The organism is Rahnella perminowiae, assembly GCF_019049695.1.
In the GTDB taxonomy this organism is placed as follows: domain Bacteria; phylum Pseudomonadota; class Gammaproteobacteria; order Enterobacterales; family Enterobacteriaceae; genus Rahnella; species Rahnella perminowiae.
Map to the genome: position 1 here is coordinate 61072 of NZ_JAFMOT010000170.1, position 18369 is coordinate 79440.

General features: G+C 53.4%; 15 protein-coding genes and 2 tRNA genes. 8 read left to right on the forward strand and 9 right to left on the reverse strand.

From position 1 onward, the window contains the following. Nucleotides 1–155: 155 nt before the first annotated feature. Complete coding sequence (gene grxB, locus J1781_RS09520) at nt 156–803, forward strand: glutaredoxin 2 (protein WP_129952634.1); 648 nt, start codon at nt 156–158, stop codon at nt 801–803. A gap of 143 nt (nt 804–946) precedes the next feature. Further along, nucleotides 947–1510 carry a lipoprotein gene (locus J1781_RS09525; protein WP_129952633.1) on the forward strand — a complete coding sequence of 188 codons (564 nt, stop codon included), beginning with the start codon at nt 947–949 and terminating at the stop codon, nt 1508–1510. 75 nt (nt 1511–1585) lie between these two features. Here the strand turns inward: J1781_RS09525 and J1781_RS09530 are convergent, their stop codons facing one another. From J1781_RS09530 to J1781_RS09545, 4 genes are all read right to left on the reverse strand, one after another. After that, nucleotides 1586–2170: a TorD/DmsD family molecular chaperone gene (locus tag J1781_RS09530; protein ID WP_217233478.1), complete on the reverse strand. Its 585-nt coding sequence runs from the start codon at nt 2168–2170 to the stop codon at nt 1586–1588. Nucleotides 2171–2230: 60 nt separating this feature from the next. Then, the gene (locus J1781_RS09535; protein WP_129952631.1) at nt 2231–2971 is read right to left on the reverse strand and encodes a phosphatase; all 741 of its coding nucleotides are present in this window, start codon (nt 2969–2971) and stop codon (nt 2231–2233) included. Between the two features lie 69 nt (nt 2972–3040). Then, on the reverse strand, nt 3041–3982 hold the full coding sequence (gene ghrA / locus J1781_RS09540; RefSeq protein ID WP_129952630.1) for a glyoxylate/hydroxypyruvate reductase GhrA: 942 nt from the start codon (nt 3980–3982) through the stop codon (nt 3041–3043). Nucleotides 3983–4107: 125 nt separating this feature from the next. Next, the gene (locus J1781_RS09545; protein ID WP_129991895.1) at nt 4108–5589 is read right to left on the reverse strand and encodes a peptide MFS transporter; all 1482 of its coding nucleotides are present in this window, start codon (nt 5587–5589) and stop codon (nt 4108–4110) included. A gap of 396 nt (nt 5590–5985) precedes the next feature. Here J1781_RS09545 and J1781_RS09550 point away from each other — a divergent pair. Then, nucleotides 5986–6075, forward strand: a tRNA-Ser gene (locus tag J1781_RS09550). Nucleotides 6076–6270: 195 nt separating this feature from the next. Further along, a tRNA-Ser gene (locus J1781_RS09555) sits at nt 6271–6360 on the forward strand. 308 nt (nt 6361–6668) lie between these two features. On the opposite strand, the gene astE is transcribed toward J1781_RS09555, so the two are convergent. From astE to J1781_RS09580, 5 genes are read right to left on the reverse strand one after another with little or no spacing between them, the layout of a single operon-like run. Beyond that, the gene (gene astE / locus J1781_RS09560; RefSeq protein WP_217233479.1) at nt 6669–7649 is read right to left on the reverse strand and encodes a succinylglutamate desuccinylase; all 981 of its coding nucleotides are present in this window, start codon (nt 7647–7649) and stop codon (nt 6669–6671) included. Between the two features lie 20 nt (nt 7650–7669). Further along, a complete protein-coding gene (astB, locus tag J1781_RS09565; protein ID WP_217218910.1) occupies nt 7670–9013 on the reverse strand; it encodes an N-succinylarginine dihydrolase in 1344 nt (447 codons plus the stop codon). Nucleotides 9014–9023: 10 nt separating this feature from the next. Beyond that, nucleotides 9024–10502 (reverse strand): succinylglutamate-semialdehyde dehydrogenase, encoded by a 1479-nt coding sequence (gene astD / locus J1781_RS09570; protein WP_129952626.1) that lies wholly within the window; start codon nt 10500–10502, stop codon nt 9024–9026. Further along, a complete protein-coding gene (astA, locus tag J1781_RS09575; protein WP_129991898.1) occupies nt 10499–11572 on the reverse strand; it encodes an arginine N-succinyltransferase in 1074 nt (357 codons plus the stop codon). Before astA ends, astD begins: the two co-directional genes overlap by 4 nt. 28 nt (nt 11573–11600) lie before the next feature. Next, entirely contained in the window at nt 11601–12821 is a 1221-nt protein-coding gene (locus J1781_RS09580; protein WP_129952624.1) for an aspartate aminotransferase family protein, read from the reverse strand. A gap of 817 nt (nt 12822–13638) precedes the next feature. On the opposite strand from J1781_RS09580, the gene J1781_RS09585 reads away from it, so the two are divergent. The 4 genes from J1781_RS09585 to J1781_RS09600 all read left to right on the forward strand — a co-directional run bounded on the left by J1781_RS09585 (nt 13639) and on the right by J1781_RS09600 (nt 18349). Further along, nucleotides 13639–14625: an autoinducer 2 ABC transporter substrate-binding protein gene (locus J1781_RS09585; protein ID WP_129952623.1), complete on the forward strand. Its 987-nt coding sequence runs from the start codon at nt 13639–13641 to the stop codon at nt 14623–14625. 266 nt (nt 14626–14891) lie between these two features. Further along, nucleotides 14892–16412 (forward strand): sugar ABC transporter ATP-binding protein, encoded by a 1521-nt coding sequence (locus J1781_RS09590; RefSeq protein WP_129952622.1) that lies wholly within the window; start codon nt 14892–14894, stop codon nt 16410–16412. Beyond that, nucleotides 16405–17394 (forward strand): ABC transporter permease, encoded by a 990-nt coding sequence (locus J1781_RS09595; RefSeq protein WP_217233480.1) that lies wholly within the window; start codon nt 16405–16407, stop codon nt 17392–17394. The genes J1781_RS09590 and J1781_RS09595 overlap by 8 nt, the downstream gene beginning before the upstream one ends. Before the next feature lies 1 nt (nt 17395). Then, entirely contained in the window at nt 17396–18349 is a 954-nt protein-coding gene (locus tag J1781_RS09600; RefSeq protein ID WP_129952620.1) for an ABC transporter permease, read from the forward strand. Nucleotides 18350–18369: the final 20 nt, after the last annotated feature.

Here is an 18369-nt window from a genome sequence, read left to right on the forward strand (position 1 = left end):
TCACACCGCGCTTTCGCCAGCGCGGTTTGATCTCACTGACATCTGTAACCATACTGGCTTTACTCTATCGGGAAATCGGGAAGAATCTGAACCTACATCCGGCAGTTTTCATGCACCCTACAGGTCACCGCCGGCGATAACAGGAGCTAAGTACTATGAGACTTTACATTTACGAACATTGCCCTTTCTGCGTGAAAGCCCGCATGATTTTCGGTTTGAAGAACATCCCCGTTGAGATCAAGGTGCTGCTCAATGATGATGAAAAAACACCCGTATCAATGGTCGGTAAAAAAATGGTGCCCATCCTGCAAAAAGAGGATGGCGGCTTCATGCCTGAGAGTATGGACATCGTGCACTACATCGACAAAAGTGACGGTAAACCCCTGCTGACCGGGCCGCTGAATGCGTCAATTGCCGCCTGGCTGCGGCAGGTGTCCGACTATACCGGCCGTCTGCTACTGCCACGCTTTGCCGCCGCGCCGCTGGAAGAATTCTCCACGCCGGCAGCACGTAAATATTTCTCTGATAAAAAGCAGGCCGCCAGCGGCAGTTTTGAGGAGCATCTGCAGCATTCTGAGGGGCTGGTGAAAAAAATCAGTCAGGATCTGCGCGCACTCGACAAACTGATCGTTGAGCCTAACGCCGTGAACGGTGAGCTTTCCGAGGATGATATTAATCTGTGGCCGTTGCTGCGTTCACTGTCGATCGTTCAGGGTATTGACTGGCCTTCGCGGGTTCAGGCCTATCGCGATAATATGGCCAAGCAGACCCAGGTTAACTTATTAACACGCTTAGCAAGTTAAGCCTTTGCAGCCGGAAGTGCGCTTCCGGCTATTTTTCCTTTTCTTCCCCTCGTTCAGCACTTAGGCTAATCAGCGTTGTCTGATTGGCGCGATACCGCATTGCGGTCATGCTGAGAAAATAGTTTTTACGTAATGAGGGAAGAATGACAAAGCGATTTATAGGAGCCGCCGCACTGATTTGCGCCAGCCTGCTGGCAGGCTGTAATCAGCTGACGCAGTACACCATCAGTGAGCAGCAGGTGAATGATTACCTGCAAAAAAACAATAAATTTGAAAAACAGTTGGGTGTTCCTGGCCTGGTGGATGCCAAACTGGTGCTGACCAATCTCAGCAGCCAGATCGGCCGCGCTGAACCCGGCGTCGTGACGCTGACCGGGGATGCACATGTCGATATCTCCTCACTGTTCGGGCCGCAAAAAGCCGATATGCACCTGACCCTGAAAGCGAATCCTTCTTATGACCGCGAAAAAGGCGCTATTTTCCTGCGGGATATGCAGGTGACGGATTACACCATCAAGCCTGAAAAAATGGATAACGTGATGAAAGGCCTGATGCCATACCTGAACAATTCACTGAACACCTATTTCAACCAGCGTCCGGCTTATGTGCTTAATGGCGATCACAGTAAAGGCGAGGCGATGGCGAAGAAACTGGCGAAAGGGATAGAAGTGAAACCGGGGCAACTCGTCATCCCCTTCACTGATTAATTTCAGCTAAAGAGTCACCATAAAAAACCCGGCGTGATGACCCACCGCCGGGTTTTTTATGTTCTTCGCCAGGGGTTACTGATCGTCTTCTTCAGCGTCATCCAGATCGGGTGGCAACTGTTCCTGCAATTCATCACGCATGACCTGCAAGGCTTCGCGGCTGATTTCAGACAAGGTACGATAAAAACCGCTGGTCGCATGCGCTTCCACTTTACCGAGGAATTTACCGCACCACGGGAAAAGCAATTCATCGAACAGCGCGATTTGCGCACCCACTTCATCCTCCTGCGACTGATCTTCCAGCCAGGACGCGGCCAGTAACATGCCACCAAAATGATCGGCAGGTGTTTCACCTAAAGGCATTCCGCGCTGTTGCAGGAATGTGCGCACATCCATTTCATTTGCGCCCTCAACGTAATCACTGCGGAATGGCGAAACTGCGCATTCTGAACCGACAAACAGACGGTTAAATTCAGCGGCCAGTGCTTCCGGAGTGGCACTTTCCTGTAAGCGGATCAGCAACGCATCCTGTTCCAGCGGCCAGTGTTCACGCAGCTTCCCATCCTGAATCAGACCAAACAGTGGAACCAGTAACGGATCCTGCGGCTGGCGATAAAATAAGGTGCCCAGCACGCGGCAGACAATCGAAAATTCATTCATAACAGTAACCTGATCAGACAATGAAAAGGGTTTATCACCCGCACGTTGGCCGCGACAATGTCACAGTTCGCTTAATTCAGCAATGGGCGCACGGCCACGGGCCTCAAGAAAATCGAGGAAACGACGCGGGCTGACGTTAAGAATACGGTCTTGCGGAAAATCAATTTCGCGCAGAATACGTTCACAATGTTCAAAGCCACCGAGCGAATAGGCGATATGCGAATCCGACCCCAGCGCCAGCCAGCCACCGGCTTCTTTTACGGCCAGCGCAATGGCGCGGCAATTGGGTTCACTGCCCACACGCGAATGGATGAACGACGAATTATTCAGCTCCAGGGCCACATTATATTTTGCGGCAGCGGCTGCCACCGCCGGAATATCAATCGGGTATTTCGGGTTGCCCGGATGCGAAATAATATGCACTTCACCTCCCGCCATTGCCGCAATCACCGCCGCGGTATGGGTTTCTTTATCGACAGGCTGCATCACCGGCTCATGGAAACCGGCGATAATCACGTCAATTTCTTTGAGCATCGGGCCGGTGCAATCGATATCGCCATGAATATTCTTAATGTTCGATTCAATACCGCGCAGAATGCCGATGCCATTCACCAGACGCGGCCACACCCGCATATTCATAAAATGCCAGTAATGCGGCGCATCAGCCATATCAGGGCCATGATCGGTGATGGCAAACAGCCTGATGCCCTTTTGTACTGCTTCATCGATGTAATCATGCAATGTACTGTAGGCGTGTGTGCTGGCAACCGTGTGCATGTGTAAGTCAACCGGGTACGGCATGTGCTCTCCTTGAAAATCTTCCGCTGCGGCAAAAATAACCGCAGCATTTATCATGTTAGCAGATGAATATCAGTAACCCCGACCGGGATCGACGCGGCCTGTCGGCTCGCGCCCCGCTTCTATCGCCAGAATATTACTCACGATGCTGTCCATCGCCTGCTCCGGCAAGGTGTCAGCACCGACGTGTGGCGTAATGCTGACACGCGGATGCGACCAGAACGGGTGCATGGCCGGTAACGGCTCTTCGATGAAGACATCCAGCGTGGCAGCCGCAATCTGGCCGCTGTCGAGGGCGCGTAACACATCACCTTCCACCAGATGTCCGCCACGGCCAAGGTTAATCAGGTACGCATTATGCGAAAGATTTGTGAACAGTTGATGATTGAGAACACCGGCGGTATGCGGGGTATTGGGCAACAGATTGATCAGCACTTTGCAGCCACGGGCAAACCCCGCCAGTTGATCGTCCCCATAGAAACTCGCCACACCTTCCAGTGACTTGGCGCTGCGGCTCCAGCTGCGCACCGTAAACTGCATGTCCACGAGTGCCTTCGCCACGCTGCTGCCGAGCACGCCGGCACCGAGAACACCAATGGTGAATTCACTGCGTGAATGCGGGGCAAGCGGGTGCCACTGCTTTTGTTGCTGGAACAGCTGATATTCATCCATCCGGCGAAAATAACGTAATACCGTCGCCAGCGCATATTCCTGCATCTGCAAAGACATGCCGGTATCTTCAAGGCGCAGCAATGGCACACCGGCTGGCAGTGTGCCCGGATGGCGCTGTTCCTGCGTGAGGATAGCATCAACGCCAGCCCCCAGTGCGAAAATGCCTTTCAGCATAGTGCGGGACGCAAGCATAGCGCTCGGCGGCCGCCAGACCAGCGCGTAATCCGCCGGGTCATGATCATCAGCATTCCACACGCGGATACTGGCCTGCGGTAATCTTTTTGTTATGCCGTCAATCCAGGGTTTTGCATCAGATGTAGGGTGGTAAAAAATAATGTTCATCGGGGAAGCCTCCTGTGAGCAGATAGATTTCCCTGAATATCATCGTGATGCAACCCTGTGACGTAAAAAAGAACAAGCCCCGGAATTCGGGGCTTGTGAAGCGACTGTCGGATACTGCGAATAAATCAGGCGCCCGCCGGCTCGCGGTGGATCATCCGGCGCAGCAGCGGGATAAGTACCAGCAGTACCACACCTGTGATAACAGACCCCCAACCCAGCACGTTAAACACCTGGCTGTAGCCCGGATTGGTCAGTACCGGTGTACTGCCTGCGTTTTGCGGCATCAGCCCGGAAATGTAACTCGCCAGCACAGACGCCACACCGGTCACCATCATCCAGCAACCCATCATGACGCCCTGATAACGCGGCGGAGCCAGTTTGCCAATCATTGCGTAACCGATCGGGGAAATCAGTAACTCACCGATACTTTGCAGCAGATAGCTGATCGCAATCCATTTAAACGCCACCAGACCGTCGCCGCCCGCCAGATGGATCCCCAGCGGTAACACCAGCATCCCAAGTCCCATGCAAAATAATGAGGCAGAGAATTGCGCAGGAATATCAATGTTCCAGCCGCGCTGACGCAGGCGGTTGAACCACAGTGCCATCAGCGGACCGCCGATCACGATAACCACAGTATTAATGTTCTGGATCCACTGCGGTGCCACGCGGATACCGTATACATTCAGGTTAATATTATTTTCAGAGAACAGCATCAGCCCCATCGGAGCCAGCTGATACAGGGTCCAGAAAACCAGCGAACCGAGCGCCAGCAGCAGATATGCCTTCATGCGGCGACGTTCACCGGCATCACGATGGCGGAATGTCACCAGCGTCATCAGCGCGAAAATCACCATACCCAGTGCGACCACAAAATAACTGCTGAATTCTGCGTGCGTCAGCAACATGCGGATAACCGGAACCAGCACAATCAGAATGGCTATACCGATCGCCATCCGGCGCAACAACTGGCTGCGGCTGGCTTCTTTCAGCGGCGTGCTGAGGTCGGCCAGAATCGACCAGCGGGAGAGTGTCACCACAACTGCCGCGACATTACCTAACGTGGCGAACAAAAACAGTGCGCGGTAATTTTCGCTGAGCTGGAAATAACCGGCGACCGCAAAACCAATAAAGAAGCCGAGGTTCATCCCGGCATAATTCCACAGGAAGGCCGATTCACGGCGGTCATCGTCCGGCGCAAACCGCTGGGTCAGCATCATGTTCAGGCAGGTCACATTCAGTCCGCTGCCGGTCAGGAACATGGCTAATCCCCAGTACAACCCGGTCACGCCTTCCAGCGCAATCAGCGCACAGCCAAAGACCTGCAACACCATGCCGAGTACGAAAAGATTGCGGTTACTAAGATAACGTCCGCCGAGGTAGCCACCGAACATATGCAGCCCGTAGTTGAAGGCACCGAACACGCCCATGATGGCGTTGGCATTATCTTCACTGAAGCCGAGTTTTTTGGTGGCATAAAGTACCAGTGTGGAATACAGCACAGCAAAGCCGAGCGTTGCGAACGTCTGAACAAAAAATAATGTGCCCGCACCGGCAGGTATGGCGGTCCGGTGCTGCGATCCGACCGTGTTATTTGGCTGACTCAAGAATGCCCCCTGTCTTTATGTGATAAATAAACGCTGCTTCAAATGGTGACCTGTACAGTTCTTATGCGAAGCATTTTTTCAGAGTGCATTGTTATACCGCTACCGGAGATGATTACCACAACATATCTTGCTATTTAGCGGTAACAAAAAGTGTTTGCGGGATAATTGTGCTTCTATGCAGAAGCGCTACTTATTTATGCATTTTGATAAGTCATTTTAATCGCCGTGCGTCATCAGATCCCGGCTGTACATCCTTAAGGCATTTTTTGTTCTTTAAATCATCAGATTGTTCTAAGTTTGTTTAAATGGCATCGAACCGGTAAAAGAGAGTTGACGGTGAGACTACTTTTCCCTACATTAGCGCCGGTCAGCAGCACTGCGGTGCAGCTGGCGACTGGAGAGGTGTCTGAGTGGCTGAAGGAGCACGCCTGGAAAGTGTGTATATGAGCAATCGTATCGAGGGTTCGAACCCCTCTCTCTCCACCACATTAAACAAAAAAGGTTCTGATGAAAATCAGAGCCTTTTTTGTTTCGGGCGCTTCAAAAACCCGGCGACCACGGCATTATTTTCGCTGAACAGACTCTGAGCACCTGACACAAAACGCTGAAAATTTTCTTGACCCTTCGCGGCTGTCTCCCTATAGTAGCGCCCCGTTGCAACGCTCGCGCTGTAACGAACACGGTGAGGTGTCTGAGTGGCTGAAGGAGCACGCCTGGAAAGTGTGTATACGAGAAATCGTATCGAGGGTTCGAACCCCTCTCTCACCGCCAAATTAAAGAAAAAGGGTTCTGATGAAAATCAGAACCCTTTTTCTTTTGGGGTGGTTCATGCCGGGACGGTTTTGCTGGCAGGCAACATCATTCCCTGCACACACCTCAGCTTCTCGTGCCGCCATGAATACCCCCTCCCCGCCTCCCCCTTCGCAGGGGAAGGAGCAAGAAAACCCACCCGAGATTTAGCATGGGACAAGCAAGAAAACCTGTTCCATTTCTTCGTCGCTGGAAAAAAACTCGAGCGGCTCCCTACCCTGCGAAGGGTTGGGGTGGGGTTTTAATGGCAACTACATTGCTTTTACTCATCACATTTTCACCAGCATCAGCCCTGCCCTTAACCCCAGCGCAACGTTCGGGTTCGGGAATAGCACGACTTCTTCCTCTGCTTCCACCCTGTAAGTTTTGCCGCTTTCTTTTGCGATCACAAAACCCTGCCTGAACGCCGTAAAATTCAACGCATCAGCCGGGATAAACAGCTGAAAATCGTCCTGTGAGCGGATCACATCCTGCACCACGCGGTAATGCACCAGCGGCGCGGCAGCTTCGCGTGCGGGCAACGGTTGGCCGCTGACCAGCGCTTCCAGCGCACGGCGGATACCGGTGAACTGCGTGTGGTCGTTACTGCCAAACGGCAGCGCTTTGCCCAGTTCCAGCGTGCAACTGTCGGCCTGAAAAACCTCGCTGCTAAAGTGCGTGAATGTTCCTCCGGGCGAACGATGATGCACCAGCGCATCCAGCCCGGCGGCGTCGAGCCACGCAAGCATCGCTGCGCTTTTCGCTCGCGTCTGTAACGGCAATAACCCGAAACGCACATGCTTTGAACCACGGATCGCCGTGTGCAAATCATAGTGGAATCGCTCAGTTGTCCCTGCGGCGGTGGCGCTGCGATAAAACAATGCCATCACCTGTTCAAGTTCCTGCGCCCGGCGGGTTTCATTATCAGGTGTATAACGCGCGTGACGTCCGCCAAACATGCGGTTCATATCGGCGCCGGTAAACCGCTTATTGATACGCATTGACGGCGGATTGCCCAGTAATACCAGCAACCGGACCCGCAACAACCTTTCACCTGACAGCAGTTCGCTGACCAGTTGATTAAGCAGTTCAACAGGCGCAGTTTCATTACCGTGAATACCGGCAGAAATCACCACCGCCGCCTGACAGGGCTGACGCGGTGAAAGCTCAAGAATGCCTTCGCCGCGCCATTGCCAGTCCAGCGTTTCGGTTTGTCCTGCAGGTTCAGTCACCGCGTCGCCGGACAGCGTCGTCGCCAGTAAATCAAACATACCTTCACTCCTGTGATCGCTCAGCGCTGGAACGGATAAATCGCACCCAGCCCGAGAATAGTCGTCAGCTCGTCGAGCGCAGTGCGCACTTCGGTCAGAAGCTGCGGATCAGCCAGATCTTTAGCCTGCATCCGGTCACGATAATGCGTATCCACCCAGGTATTAAGCCGCGTGAACTGGTTGTCGTTCATCAGCGAAGCCACATTGATGGCATTAAGTTCGTTGCGGTTGAGCGCCACACGCAGACGCAGACACGCCGGACCACCGCCGTTGCGCATGCTTTCGCGCAGATCAAACACTTCAAGCTGATCGACCGGACCACCGCTGTCTTTCAGTGCAGAAAGATACGCCCAGACGCCGGTGTGCTGGCGGGATTCTTCCGGCACCACCAGCAGCATTTTGCCGTCGGATTTGGTCAGTAACTGGCTGTTAAACAGATAGGTCGCGACCGCATCGTCGAGAGATACTTTCGACTGCGGCACTTCAACCGGGCAGAAATCCAGCTCAAGCGCCGCCATTTTGCGGCGGATTTCCTCCAGCGCTTTGCCTGAATTGACAAACGCCTGCTCGTGATGGAAAAGCACGTTACCGTTACTGACAGAAATGACGTCATTATGGAAAACGCCGCTGTCGATGGCTTGCGGATTTTGCTGAATAAACACCGTGCGTTTTTCATCAAGCTGATGTAAACGCGCCACGGCGTCACTGGCTAAACGGGTCTGGCGTGCCGGATAACGCACCGGTTCGTTCCCGCCGGTCGCCAGCCCGTCACGTCCGTAAACAAACACCTGCACCCCGGGTTTATCGTACGCACCACATAACCGGTTGTGATTCGCCGCGCCCTCATCCCCCAGCGCAGCCACCTGCGGCAGCGCATCATGATGAGCAAAATATTTATCGGCATGAAAGGTCGCGCGCAAAATGGCAGACGTGGTTTCTGCCTCAATGGCCCGGTGGAATTTATTGTTCAGGTTGGCGACCGTGAAATGCACACGCCCGTCCGCGCTGTCGGCTGAAGGCGACACCGTGGCCGCATTGGCTACCCACATGGAAGACGCCGAACTCAGTGACGACAGCAAACGCGGCGAATAAGCCTGCGCTTTGGCCAGCACCTCCCGATCGCTGCCACCAAAGCCCATTTTGCGCAACGTGCTCAGATGCGGACGTTCGTGGGGTGGCAAAATGCCCTGCGCAAAACCCAGGTCAGCCAGCGCTTTCATTTTCAGCAAGCCCTGTTTTGCCGCCAGACGCGGATTCGCCACCGTATCCTGGTTTTTAGTCGAGGCTTCATTGCCAAACGACAACCCGGCGTAATGGTGCGTCGGGCCAACTAATCCGTCAAAATTTGCTTCACATCCAGACATTCCTGTCTCCTCAGATTGTACGGAAATCAATACCTGGCGACAGCGTCGCAGGGAGTTCCAGTTTGTCCGTTTCCAGCGAGGCCATCGGCCAGGCACAATAATCCGCCGCATAATACGCGCTGGGACGATGGTTACCCGAAGCGCCGATCCCCCCAAAAGGCGCATTGCTTGATGCACCGGTCAGCGGTTTATTCCAGTTCACAATGCCCGCCCTGGCTTCTAACAATAGCTGCTCAAACTGATCACGATCAGCAGAGATAAGCCCGGTGGCGAGCCCGAAACGCGTCCGGTTGGCGAGGGCGATGGCATTATCAAAATCGCTGTAACGGTAAATGCTCAGCAACGGGCCGAAATATTCTTCATCAGGAATACCGGCCACGCCGGTCAGATCGATAATGCCCGGCGTCAGGACCGTATTCAGCGGGTCCGGGCGTGTCAGCAACAGCAGCGGCTTTCCGCCCAGCGCCAGCAGCCCGTCCTGCGCTTTCAGCATATTGCGTGCTGCAACGTCAGAAATCACACCCCCCATAAACGGCTGCGGCGTGTCATCCCATCCCCCGACCCGCAGTTGCATGGTGACATCAAGCAAACGCGCAATAAATGCATCACCCGCCGCTCCCTCTTTCACCAGCAGACGGCGGGCACAGGTACAACGCTGTCCGGCAGAAATAAATGCTGACTGAATAGTCAGATTAACCGCTGCATCAATATCCTCTACCGGCTCGACAATCAGCGCATTATTGCCGCCCATTTCCAGTGCCAGAATTTTTTCAGGCTGACCGGCGAGCTGACGGTGTAACTGATAGCCGGTACCTGCGCTGCCGGTAAACAGCAGGCCGTCGATATTATCGCAGGCTGCCAGCGCCTCACCGGTGCTGCGACCGCCTTGTACCAGATTCAGAACGCCTTCCGGCAATCCGGCTTGCTCCCACAATTTCACCGTTTCTTCGGCGGTTTTGGGCGTCAGTTCGCTCGGTTTAAACACCAGCGTATTCCCCGCCAGCAAAGCCGGAACGATATGGCCGTTCGGCAGATGGCCGGGGAAATTGTACGGCCCAAAAACGGCCAGCACGCCATGGGGACGGTGGCGCAGCACGGCTTCACCGTCGGGCATTGCGGTGTGTTTTTCGCCAGTGCGTTGCTGACAGGCTTCCAGTGAAATAGCGACCTTGCCGATCATGGCCTGAATCTCTGTCAGCGTTTCCCAGCGCGGTTTGCTGGTTTCCTGACTGATGATTTCCGCCAGCCGGGTTTTGTGTTCCGTCAGTAAATCCGCGAAACGCTTAATCACCTCAGCACGTTGGGTCACGGTTTTACGTGCCCATGCAGGGAATGCCGTGCGTGCGGCTGTACAGGCGGCCCCGACATCTTCAGCACTGGCGCTCAGCGCCGACCACAGCAATGTATTATCGGCCGGATTAGTTTTGTTCAGTTGCGCGCCTTGTCCGCTGCGCCACTGGCCCTGAATAAAAAGTGCAGGTTGCATCATGCGAGACTTTCCTTTTTGAGAAACTGGGTTGCAGGAGCCGGGGTATCACCCGGGAAAAGCGCCACGGCACGCAGGGTATCGCCCTCGCGCAGACTGAGCAGGTCAGCTTCGCGGCCATTAAGCGTCAGAGAATGCGGCGAGTCGCCGCCCGGCACCAGTAAGGCACGGAAATTCTGATATTGCTCATTGGCGACCAGATACAGCGGCTCGTCCCGCCCGCTGCGATGTTCCGCCAGCCGGACAGGCAGCAGACAACTTTCCTTTACCGCGCGTAACTGATCGATTTCACCTTCGAGCGTCGGGCCGGCATCAAAAATATCCACATACCCTTCGTAACGAAGCCCTTCACCTTCAAGCACAGCACGCGCCGGGGCGGTTTGCGGATGCACTTCGCCGATCACCTCACGCGCCTCGTGACTGAGCAACTCGGTATATAAAGGATGCTTTGGCATCAGTTCGGCAATAAAGGATTTTTGTCCCATACCGGTCAGACGGTCGGCTTCGGCGAATTCCATACCAAAAAAATGCCGTCCGACGCTGTCCCAGAACGGTGAATGACCGTTGTCGTCAGACATACCGCGCATCTCCGCAATCACCTTGCGGGAGAAGTGCTCACGAAATGCCGCCAGGAACAGAAAACGGACTTTCGATAACAATTGTCCGTTTTTGCCGTGGCGGTAGTCCGGGTCGAGAAACAACGTACAAAGTTCGGTATAACCGGTGTGATCATTACTGAGAAAAAGCGTCGGCACCGGTTTATAAATGTTCAGGCTTTTGGAGGCATGCACCAGCGTGCCAAGGCGAAAGTTGTACCACGGTTCACTGAGCCCGACCGCCACTTCGATGGCACTGACGCCCACCACTTTTTTCTGTTCAGTGTCTTCGAGTACGAACAGATAACCTTGCTCGGCTTTATCCAGGCGACCTTCCCAGGTCGCCACTGAGCGCTCAATGCGCCCGCGTAAATGCGCTTCATCCTTGGGCAAAGACGTTAAACCGATGCCGGTTTTGCCTGACAACTGCAGGATGTCGGCGAGATCGCCGGGCCGCACAGGTCGAATCAACATCATGATGCTTTACCTCATTTATCCCAAACAATCACACGCACAGGCGCGCAACGGCACGCTCAAGCCGGTTCAGCCCTTCTTCAATATCCGCACCCGGAATAATCAGTGATGGCGCAAAACGCAGTACGTTAGGCCCGGCAATCAGGGCGATCAGTCCTTCTTCGGCCGCCAGCGTATTGAGCTGTTTGGCCTGATCTTTATACCGTTCGCTCATCACCGCACCTAACAGCAGCCCCTGCCCGCGCACCTCACTGAACACCCGATAACGATCGTTGATGCGCTTAAGGCCATCGGCAAACCACTGATGACGCTTTTGCACACCTGACAACACCTCCGGCGTGTTAATCAGCGCTAAGACTTTTCCCGCCACCGCCGTTGCCAGCGGGTTACCGCCGTAAGTGGTGCCGTGCGTACCCGGCTGGAATAACGCGGCATAACGGTCAGTGGTCAGCATCGCACCAATCGGGAAACCGCCACCCAGCGCTTTGGCACTGGTCAGAATATCCGGCACGACACCATAATGCTGATAGGCATACAATTCGCCGGTGCGCCCGACGCCGGTCTGCACTTCATCGAAAATCAGCACTGCCTGATGTTTGTCACACAACTCACGCAGGCCTTGCAGAAATTCCGCCTCTGCCGGCACCACGCCACCTTCCCCCTGGATCGGTTCAACGATCACCGCACAGGTGCGGGAAGAGATCTGGCTGGCCACCGCTGCCAGATCGTTAAACGGCAGATGGGTAATGGCCTCTGGCAAGGGGGCAAAATCTTCAGAATATTTCGGCTGACCGCCGGTGGTGACGGTAAAGAGCGTGCGGCCATGGAATGCGTTTTTGAAGGCGATAATTTCGTTTTTTTCACCGCCGGTTTTATTGCCGTAAAGCCTGGCCAGTTTCAGCGCCGCTTCGTTGGCTTCTGCGCCGGAGTTACAGAAAAATACTTTGTCCGCAAAAGTGGCGTCGATCAGTTGCTTTGCCAGCCGCAGCACCGGTTCATTGGTGTAACCGTTGCCCAGGTGCCAGACTTTATCCGCCTGCTCATGCAGGGTTTTACGAATTTCAGGGTGCGCATGTCCGAGTGCATTCACCGCAATGCCGCCGGCGAAATCGACATAATCTTTGCCCGCCTGATCCCACAGCCAGGATCCTTCGCCGCGCACAGGAATAAATGCCGCCGGCGCATAAACCGGTACCATCCAGTCATCAAAGTTCTGGCGGCTGACGTTTTGCGGCTGCTGTTGGTGTTCCATATAAACCTCTTATAAGCTGATTTCAGGGTGCACGCGCCCGTCCCCCATACAGACGGGAAATGCACCGGGTTCCGATGTTTTTGCACATTTAGCGGGCAATCACGCTGGCGAGAAATGACAGTTATTAATTTGTTATTTAAAAGTTAATAAATAATCTCACTCAGTCTCATCATAGATTGCACTCTTCATGCCAGCAAAGGAAAAAAGTGAATAAAAAAAGTGAGAGCTAGAAAAAACAACCACTTAATACCTGCCATTATTCACTTTTATTGCATAAAAAATGAATAAAAGAAAAAATCCCCTTGTGCAGCAATGCGGTCAGAAGAATGAGTATGCAGGGAAATATTTTTATTTCCGGCGGGATGTTTTATACAGAATTGTGATCCGGCGCGTGAAGCCCGCGCTCAGGCGCAGCGCCATGCCTGATCAAGGTGCAACGATGCACAATGTTGGGGCATGAAAACCCCGTGACCCTCTTCACACTCTGCGCAAATAAAAAAAATCTCACGGTTTTTCTTGCTGATAACCCCCGATTTCTGCCGCGAGTTGTATTCATTTTGTTAAATTTTAGATTTCATTTTGTTAAATTATTATCGGTAACACTCCCACGATTTCTCTGTGGTGTGAACTTGATGGTTTTTATTAACTTTAATTTAACATTAAAAGTTATTAAATTTAACTTTTTAGGGCACTGATCACATTCTGTTTACGGCTGCGCGAAAAAAGCTTTCCCCTTAAGTTAATCTCTGAATGTGGAATAAATAACCACCAGCCGCTCCCTACACCAGAACAGAACATCATAAGAAAAGGTACAGACATGAAATTTAACCTCGCATTAGTCAGTGCATGTGTGGTTTCAGCATGCATGTTATTCACAACACCGTCATTTGCCGCCAAACCTTACGACATAGCCGTCGTTGCCAAAGTCACCGGTATTCCATGGTTCACACGTATGGAAGTCGGCGTAAAAGAAGCCGCACAGAAACTGGATGTTAATGCCTATCAGGTGGGCGCATCCACGCCGGATCCCGCTCAGCAGGTCAAAGTGATTGAAGATTTGATCGCCAAAAAAGTCGACGCCATTATCGTGGTGCCAAACGACGCCAAAGTGCTGGAACCGGTGCTTAAGAAAGCCCGTGATCAGGGCATTGTGGTGTTAACGCACGAATCGCCGGATCAGCAGATTGGTCAGTGGGATATCGAAACCATCGACAGCCAGAAATACGCCGAAGCCAATATGGACGAGCTGGCGAAAGACATGGGCGGCAAAGGCGGTTATGCGATTTATGTCGGCTCGCTGACCGTGCCATTGCATAACGCATGGGCCGATGCCGCGATTAAATATCAGAAAGAAAAATACCCGGATATGCATGAAGTCACGTCACGCCTGCCGGTCGCGGAAAATATTGATAAGTCTTACTCCACAACGCTCGATTTAATGAAAACCTACCCTGATCTGAAAGGGATTATTGGTTTCGGTTCACTCGGCCCGATTGGTGCCGGTCAGGCCGTTCAGCAAAAACGTGCAAAAAATAAAATCGCCGTTGTGGGTATTGCCATGCCAGCTCAGGCTGCGCCATACCTGATGCGCGGTGATATTAAGAAAGTGCTGCTGTGGGATCCGAAAGATGCCGGTTACGCGTTAGTGACGGTCGCCGACCAGATGTTGCAGGGTAAAGAAGTGAATAAAGATCTGAGCATCGACGGATTAGGCAAAGCTGATGTGGATATGGATAAACACGTGATCCGTTTTAATAAAATCCTGGAAGTCACACCAGAAAATGCGAAATCACTCGGATTCTGATTTAGCTTTTTAATACTTTTATTTACCGGAGATAATTTATCTCCAGCGCCACACCAGGCAAATAGAAACAGATACGGCGTTGTATGTTGTGCCGTATCTGAATTTCTAATCAGACATTGAAAACTTATACCCTAAATAATTCGCGTTGTGAGAAGGCGGCAAATGAGTAAAGCCCGATGAGCTTACATAAGTAAGTGATTCGGGTGAGCAAGTGAAGCCAACGCACCCGCAGCGTGAAGAATGAAGGGCATGTTGTAAGGATTGCGATGAATACTCTCAGCACGTCCCCTGCCCCTGCTGAGGCCTTTATCAGCCTCGAAAAAATCAGTAAAAAATTCCCCGGCGTATTAGCGCTGGATAATGTCAGCCTGACGCTTAATAAAGGTGAAGTGCATTGTCTCGCCGGTCAGAATGGCTGTGGCAAGAGTACCATCATTAAAGTTATTTCCGGTGTCTACCAGCCGGAGAAAGGCGCAGCGATTACGCTTGACGGAAAACTTTTTCACGCCCTGACGCCACAGCTTTCGTCTTATTATGGCATTCAGGTTATTTATCAGGACTTGTCTTTATTCCCCAATTTATCGGTGGCTGAAAATATTGCTATCCACCGTTATTTACCGGGCGGCGATTTCTGGGTACATCGTGAGGCAATGCGCAAAAAAGCCATCGCGGCGATGCAACGGGTTGGCGTCTCACTGGATCCGGATCGTAAAGTCGAAAAGCTGTCGATTGCTGACCGCCAGTTAGTGGCAATATGCCGGGCAATCGCGGCTGACGCCAGTCTGGTTATTATGGATGAACCCACCGCGTCGCTGACCCGCACCGAAGTGAACGGTTTGCTGCGGGTGGTGAATGAGCTCAAAGCTGCCGGTATTTGCGTGGTATTTGTCAGCCATCGCCTCGATGAAGTCATGGAAGTCGCTGACCGTATCAGTGTGATGCGCGATGGCAAACTGGTCGGTACCTATCCGGCCAGTGAACTTGACAGTAATGAACTGGCCTTCCTGATGACCGGACAGCGTTTTACCTACAGCCATCTGCCGCAACGCGCGCCGGTCAACGTCACGCCGCTGCTGGAAGTCAGCCATCTGAGCCGCAAAGGTCAGTATCAGGATATTTCGCTGTCGCTGCGTCAGGGTGAAATCACCTCGATTATCGGCCTGCTCGGTTCAGGGCGTACCGAGCTCTGCCTGAGCCTGTTTGGCATGAGTCAACCGGACAGCGGGGAAATCCGTGTCAACGGTAAGGCGGTGAAACTTCACAGCAACCGCGACGCTATCCGTCACGGCATTGCGTATGTGTCGGAAGATCGCCTGACGCAGGGGCTGATCATGGAACAATCCATTTATGACAACACGCTGGTGTCAATTTTTGACAAGTTGCGCACCGGCACCGGGCTGATGGATCACCGCAAAGCCGCCTCCGTGGTGAAAGACCTGATCCGTGATCTGAACATTAAAGTGTCGGACAGCAGCCTGCCGGTGAAAACCCTTTCCGGCGGTAATGCACAACGCATCGCCATCGCCAAATGGGTGGCGACGCAGCCACATATCCTGATCCTCGATTCGCCGACAGTCGGTGTCGATATCGCCAATAAAGAAGGGATTTACCGCATCGCGCGCGATCTGGCGGAATCGGGCATGGCAGTGCTGATGATTTGCGATGAAATCCCGGAAGCGTATTACAACAGCCACCGCGTGCTGGTGATGCGTAAAGGCCAGCTGGTGGCGGAATTTGCGCCGCATCAGAGCAGCGAAGCGCAAATTGCGGAGGCGATCAATGAATAACAAATCTCTTACGAAACTGTTTTCCCTGCACGAATTCTGGCTGGGATTACTGGTACTGCTGCTGGTGATTGGCCTGAGTGTCAGCACCCGTGAATTTATGACGATCGGCAACCTGACCGACGTTGCCACCAGCTACGCCATTCTCGGTATTCTGGCCTGCGGCCTGTTTGTGGTACTGATTGCCGGTGGTATCGATATTTCTTTCCCGGCAGTGACCTCTATCGGTCAGTACGTGATGGCGAGTTACATCATTCATCATGGCGGCAGCTTTCCTCTGGCGTTTGCCATGTCGATGGGCATCGGTTTACTGCTCGGGCTGGTCAACGGCTTCCTGGTCTACTGGCTGCGCGTGCCGGCCATTATTATCACGATTGCCACATTAAACCTTTTCTACGGTTTGCTGGTGTATCTGACCAATGGCACCTGGCTTTACGGCTTCCCCGACTGGTTCATGAACGGCATCAACTGGTTCTCCTTTACTGCCGCCGACGGTTACGACTATGGCCTGACGCTGCCGCTGCTCAGCCTGCTGGGCGTCATTATTGCCACCGGCGTGCTGATGAACCGCACCCGTGTGGGCCGGCAGATTTACGCCATGGGCAGCAACCGTGATGCCGCGTCGCGCCTGGGCCTGAACATCCTGCGTCTGCATTTTTATGTGTATGGCTTTATGGGATTGCTGGCAGGTATCGCCGCCGTGGTACAGGCACAGATCACTCAGTCCGTGGCACCCAACTCGTTACTCGGTTATGAACTGACCGTACTGGCGGCGGTGGTCTTAGGCGGTACCAGTATGACCGGCGGTCGCGGCTCGCTGACCGGCACCGTCCTCGGTGTCATGTTGCTGGCCTTTTTGCAAAACGGCCTGACGCTGCTGAGCATTTCATCTTACTGGCATCAGGTATTTAGCGGCGTGATCATTCTGGTCAGCATCAGCAGCACCGCGTGGAATGAAAAACGCAAACTGGCAAAGGGGATGTGACATGACGACTTTAACCCGATTCTTCCCCGGCGACCGCATCATCCGCTTGCAGTTGCTGATTATCGTTGTTGTTGCCGTATTGTTCTCATTTACGCTGGGCGGCAGTTTTTACAGCATCGGCAATTTCCAGTCGATCTCCTCGCAATTGCCGATTCTGGGCATGCTGGCTCTGGGGATGGGCATCACCATGCTCACCGGTGGTATCAACCTCTCGGTGATTGCCGGGGCAAATGCCTGTTCTCTGGCAATGGCAGCCATTCTGGTGGCGCATCCGGGTCAGCCGGAATATTTCGCGCTGGCGATGCTCGCCGGTCTGGCCGTTGCGGTGGTGACTGGCGTACTCAATGGCGCGCTGATTGCGTATATCGGAGTTTCACCGATTCTGGCAACGCTCGGCACCATGACGCTGATTGCCGGGCTGAATATTCTGCTGACCAACGGCGCGGTGATTTCCGGCTTCCCGGCGGCAATCCAGTATCTCAGCAACGGCAGTCTTTTGGGCATTCCGGTCGCACTGCTGTTATTCCTGCTGGTGGCGCTGTTGTTATGGGTATTACTCGAACACACCACACTTGGCCGCAGCTTATATCTGATGGGTTCCAACGAACAGGCCACGCGGTTCAGCGGCGTCAATACCCATAAAGTTACTATCGCGGTGTATGTGCTTTCCGCCCTGCTCGGCTGGGGTGCGGCATTGCTGATGATGTCCAAATTTAACTCGGCAAAAGCAGGTTACGGCGACTCCTATTTGCTGGTGACCATTCTGGCCTCCGTACTCGGCGGGATTAATCCCGACGGCGGTTTCGGCCGGGTCATCGGGCTGGTACTGGCACTGATCGTCCTGCAAATGCTGGAAAGTGGCCTGAACCTGATGGGGGTAAGCAGTTATCTGACAATGGCTCTGTGGGGCGGCGTTCTGATCCTGTTTATCGCTCTGCAAAACAGAAAATCTTAAGCGAAAGCTTTTTACCGAAG

What these genes read in the sequence shown, in the direction of transcription:
- grxB (WP_129952634.1), top strand. Translation starts at nt 156, where the DNA reads ATGAGACTTTACATTTACGAACATTGCCCTTTCTGCGTGAAAGCCCGC.
- J1781_RS09525 (WP_129952633.1), top strand. Translation starts at nt 947, where the DNA reads ATGACAAAGCGATTTATAGGAGCCGCCGCACTGATTTGCGCCAGCCTG.
- J1781_RS09530 (WP_217233478.1), bottom strand. Translation starts at nt 2,170, where the DNA reads ATGAATGAATTTTCGATTGTCTGCCGCGTGCTGGGCACCTTATTTTAT.
- J1781_RS09535 (WP_129952631.1), bottom strand. Translation starts at nt 2,971, where the DNA reads ATGCCGTACCCGGTTGACTTACACATGCACACGGTTGCCAGCACACAC.
- ghrA (WP_129952630.1), bottom strand. Translation starts at nt 3,982, where the DNA reads ATGAACATTATTTTTTACCACCCTACATCTGATGCAAAACCCTGGATT.
- astE (WP_217233479.1), bottom strand. Translation starts at nt 7,649, where the DNA reads ATGTTTGATTTACTGGCGACGACGCTGTCCGGCGACGCGGTGACTGAA.
- astB (WP_217218910.1), bottom strand. Translation starts at nt 9,013, where the DNA reads ATGTCTGGATGTGAAGCAAATTTTGACGGATTAGTTGGCCCGACGCAC.
- astD (WP_129952626.1), bottom strand. Translation starts at nt 10,502, where the DNA reads ATGATGCAACCTGCACTTTTTATTCAGGGCCAGTGGCGCAGCGGACAA.
- astA (WP_129991898.1), bottom strand. Translation starts at nt 11,572, where the DNA reads ATGATGTTGATTCGACCTGTGCGGCCCGGCGATCTCGCCGACATCCTG.
- J1781_RS09580 (WP_129952624.1), bottom strand. Translation starts at nt 12,821, where the DNA reads ATGGAACACCAACAGCAGCCGCAAAACGTCAGCCGCCAGAACTTTGAT.
- J1781_RS09585 (WP_129952623.1), top strand. Translation starts at nt 13,639, where the DNA reads ATGAAATTTAACCTCGCATTAGTCAGTGCATGTGTGGTTTCAGCATGC.
- J1781_RS09590 (WP_129952622.1), top strand. Translation starts at nt 14,892, where the DNA reads ATGAATACTCTCAGCACGTCCCCTGCCCCTGCTGAGGCCTTTATCAGC.
- J1781_RS09595 (WP_217233480.1), top strand. Translation starts at nt 16,405, where the DNA reads ATGAATAACAAATCTCTTACGAAACTGTTTTCCCTGCACGAATTCTGG.
- J1781_RS09600 (WP_129952620.1), top strand. Translation starts at nt 17,396, where the DNA reads ATGACGACTTTAACCCGATTCTTCCCCGGCGACCGCATCATCCGCTTG.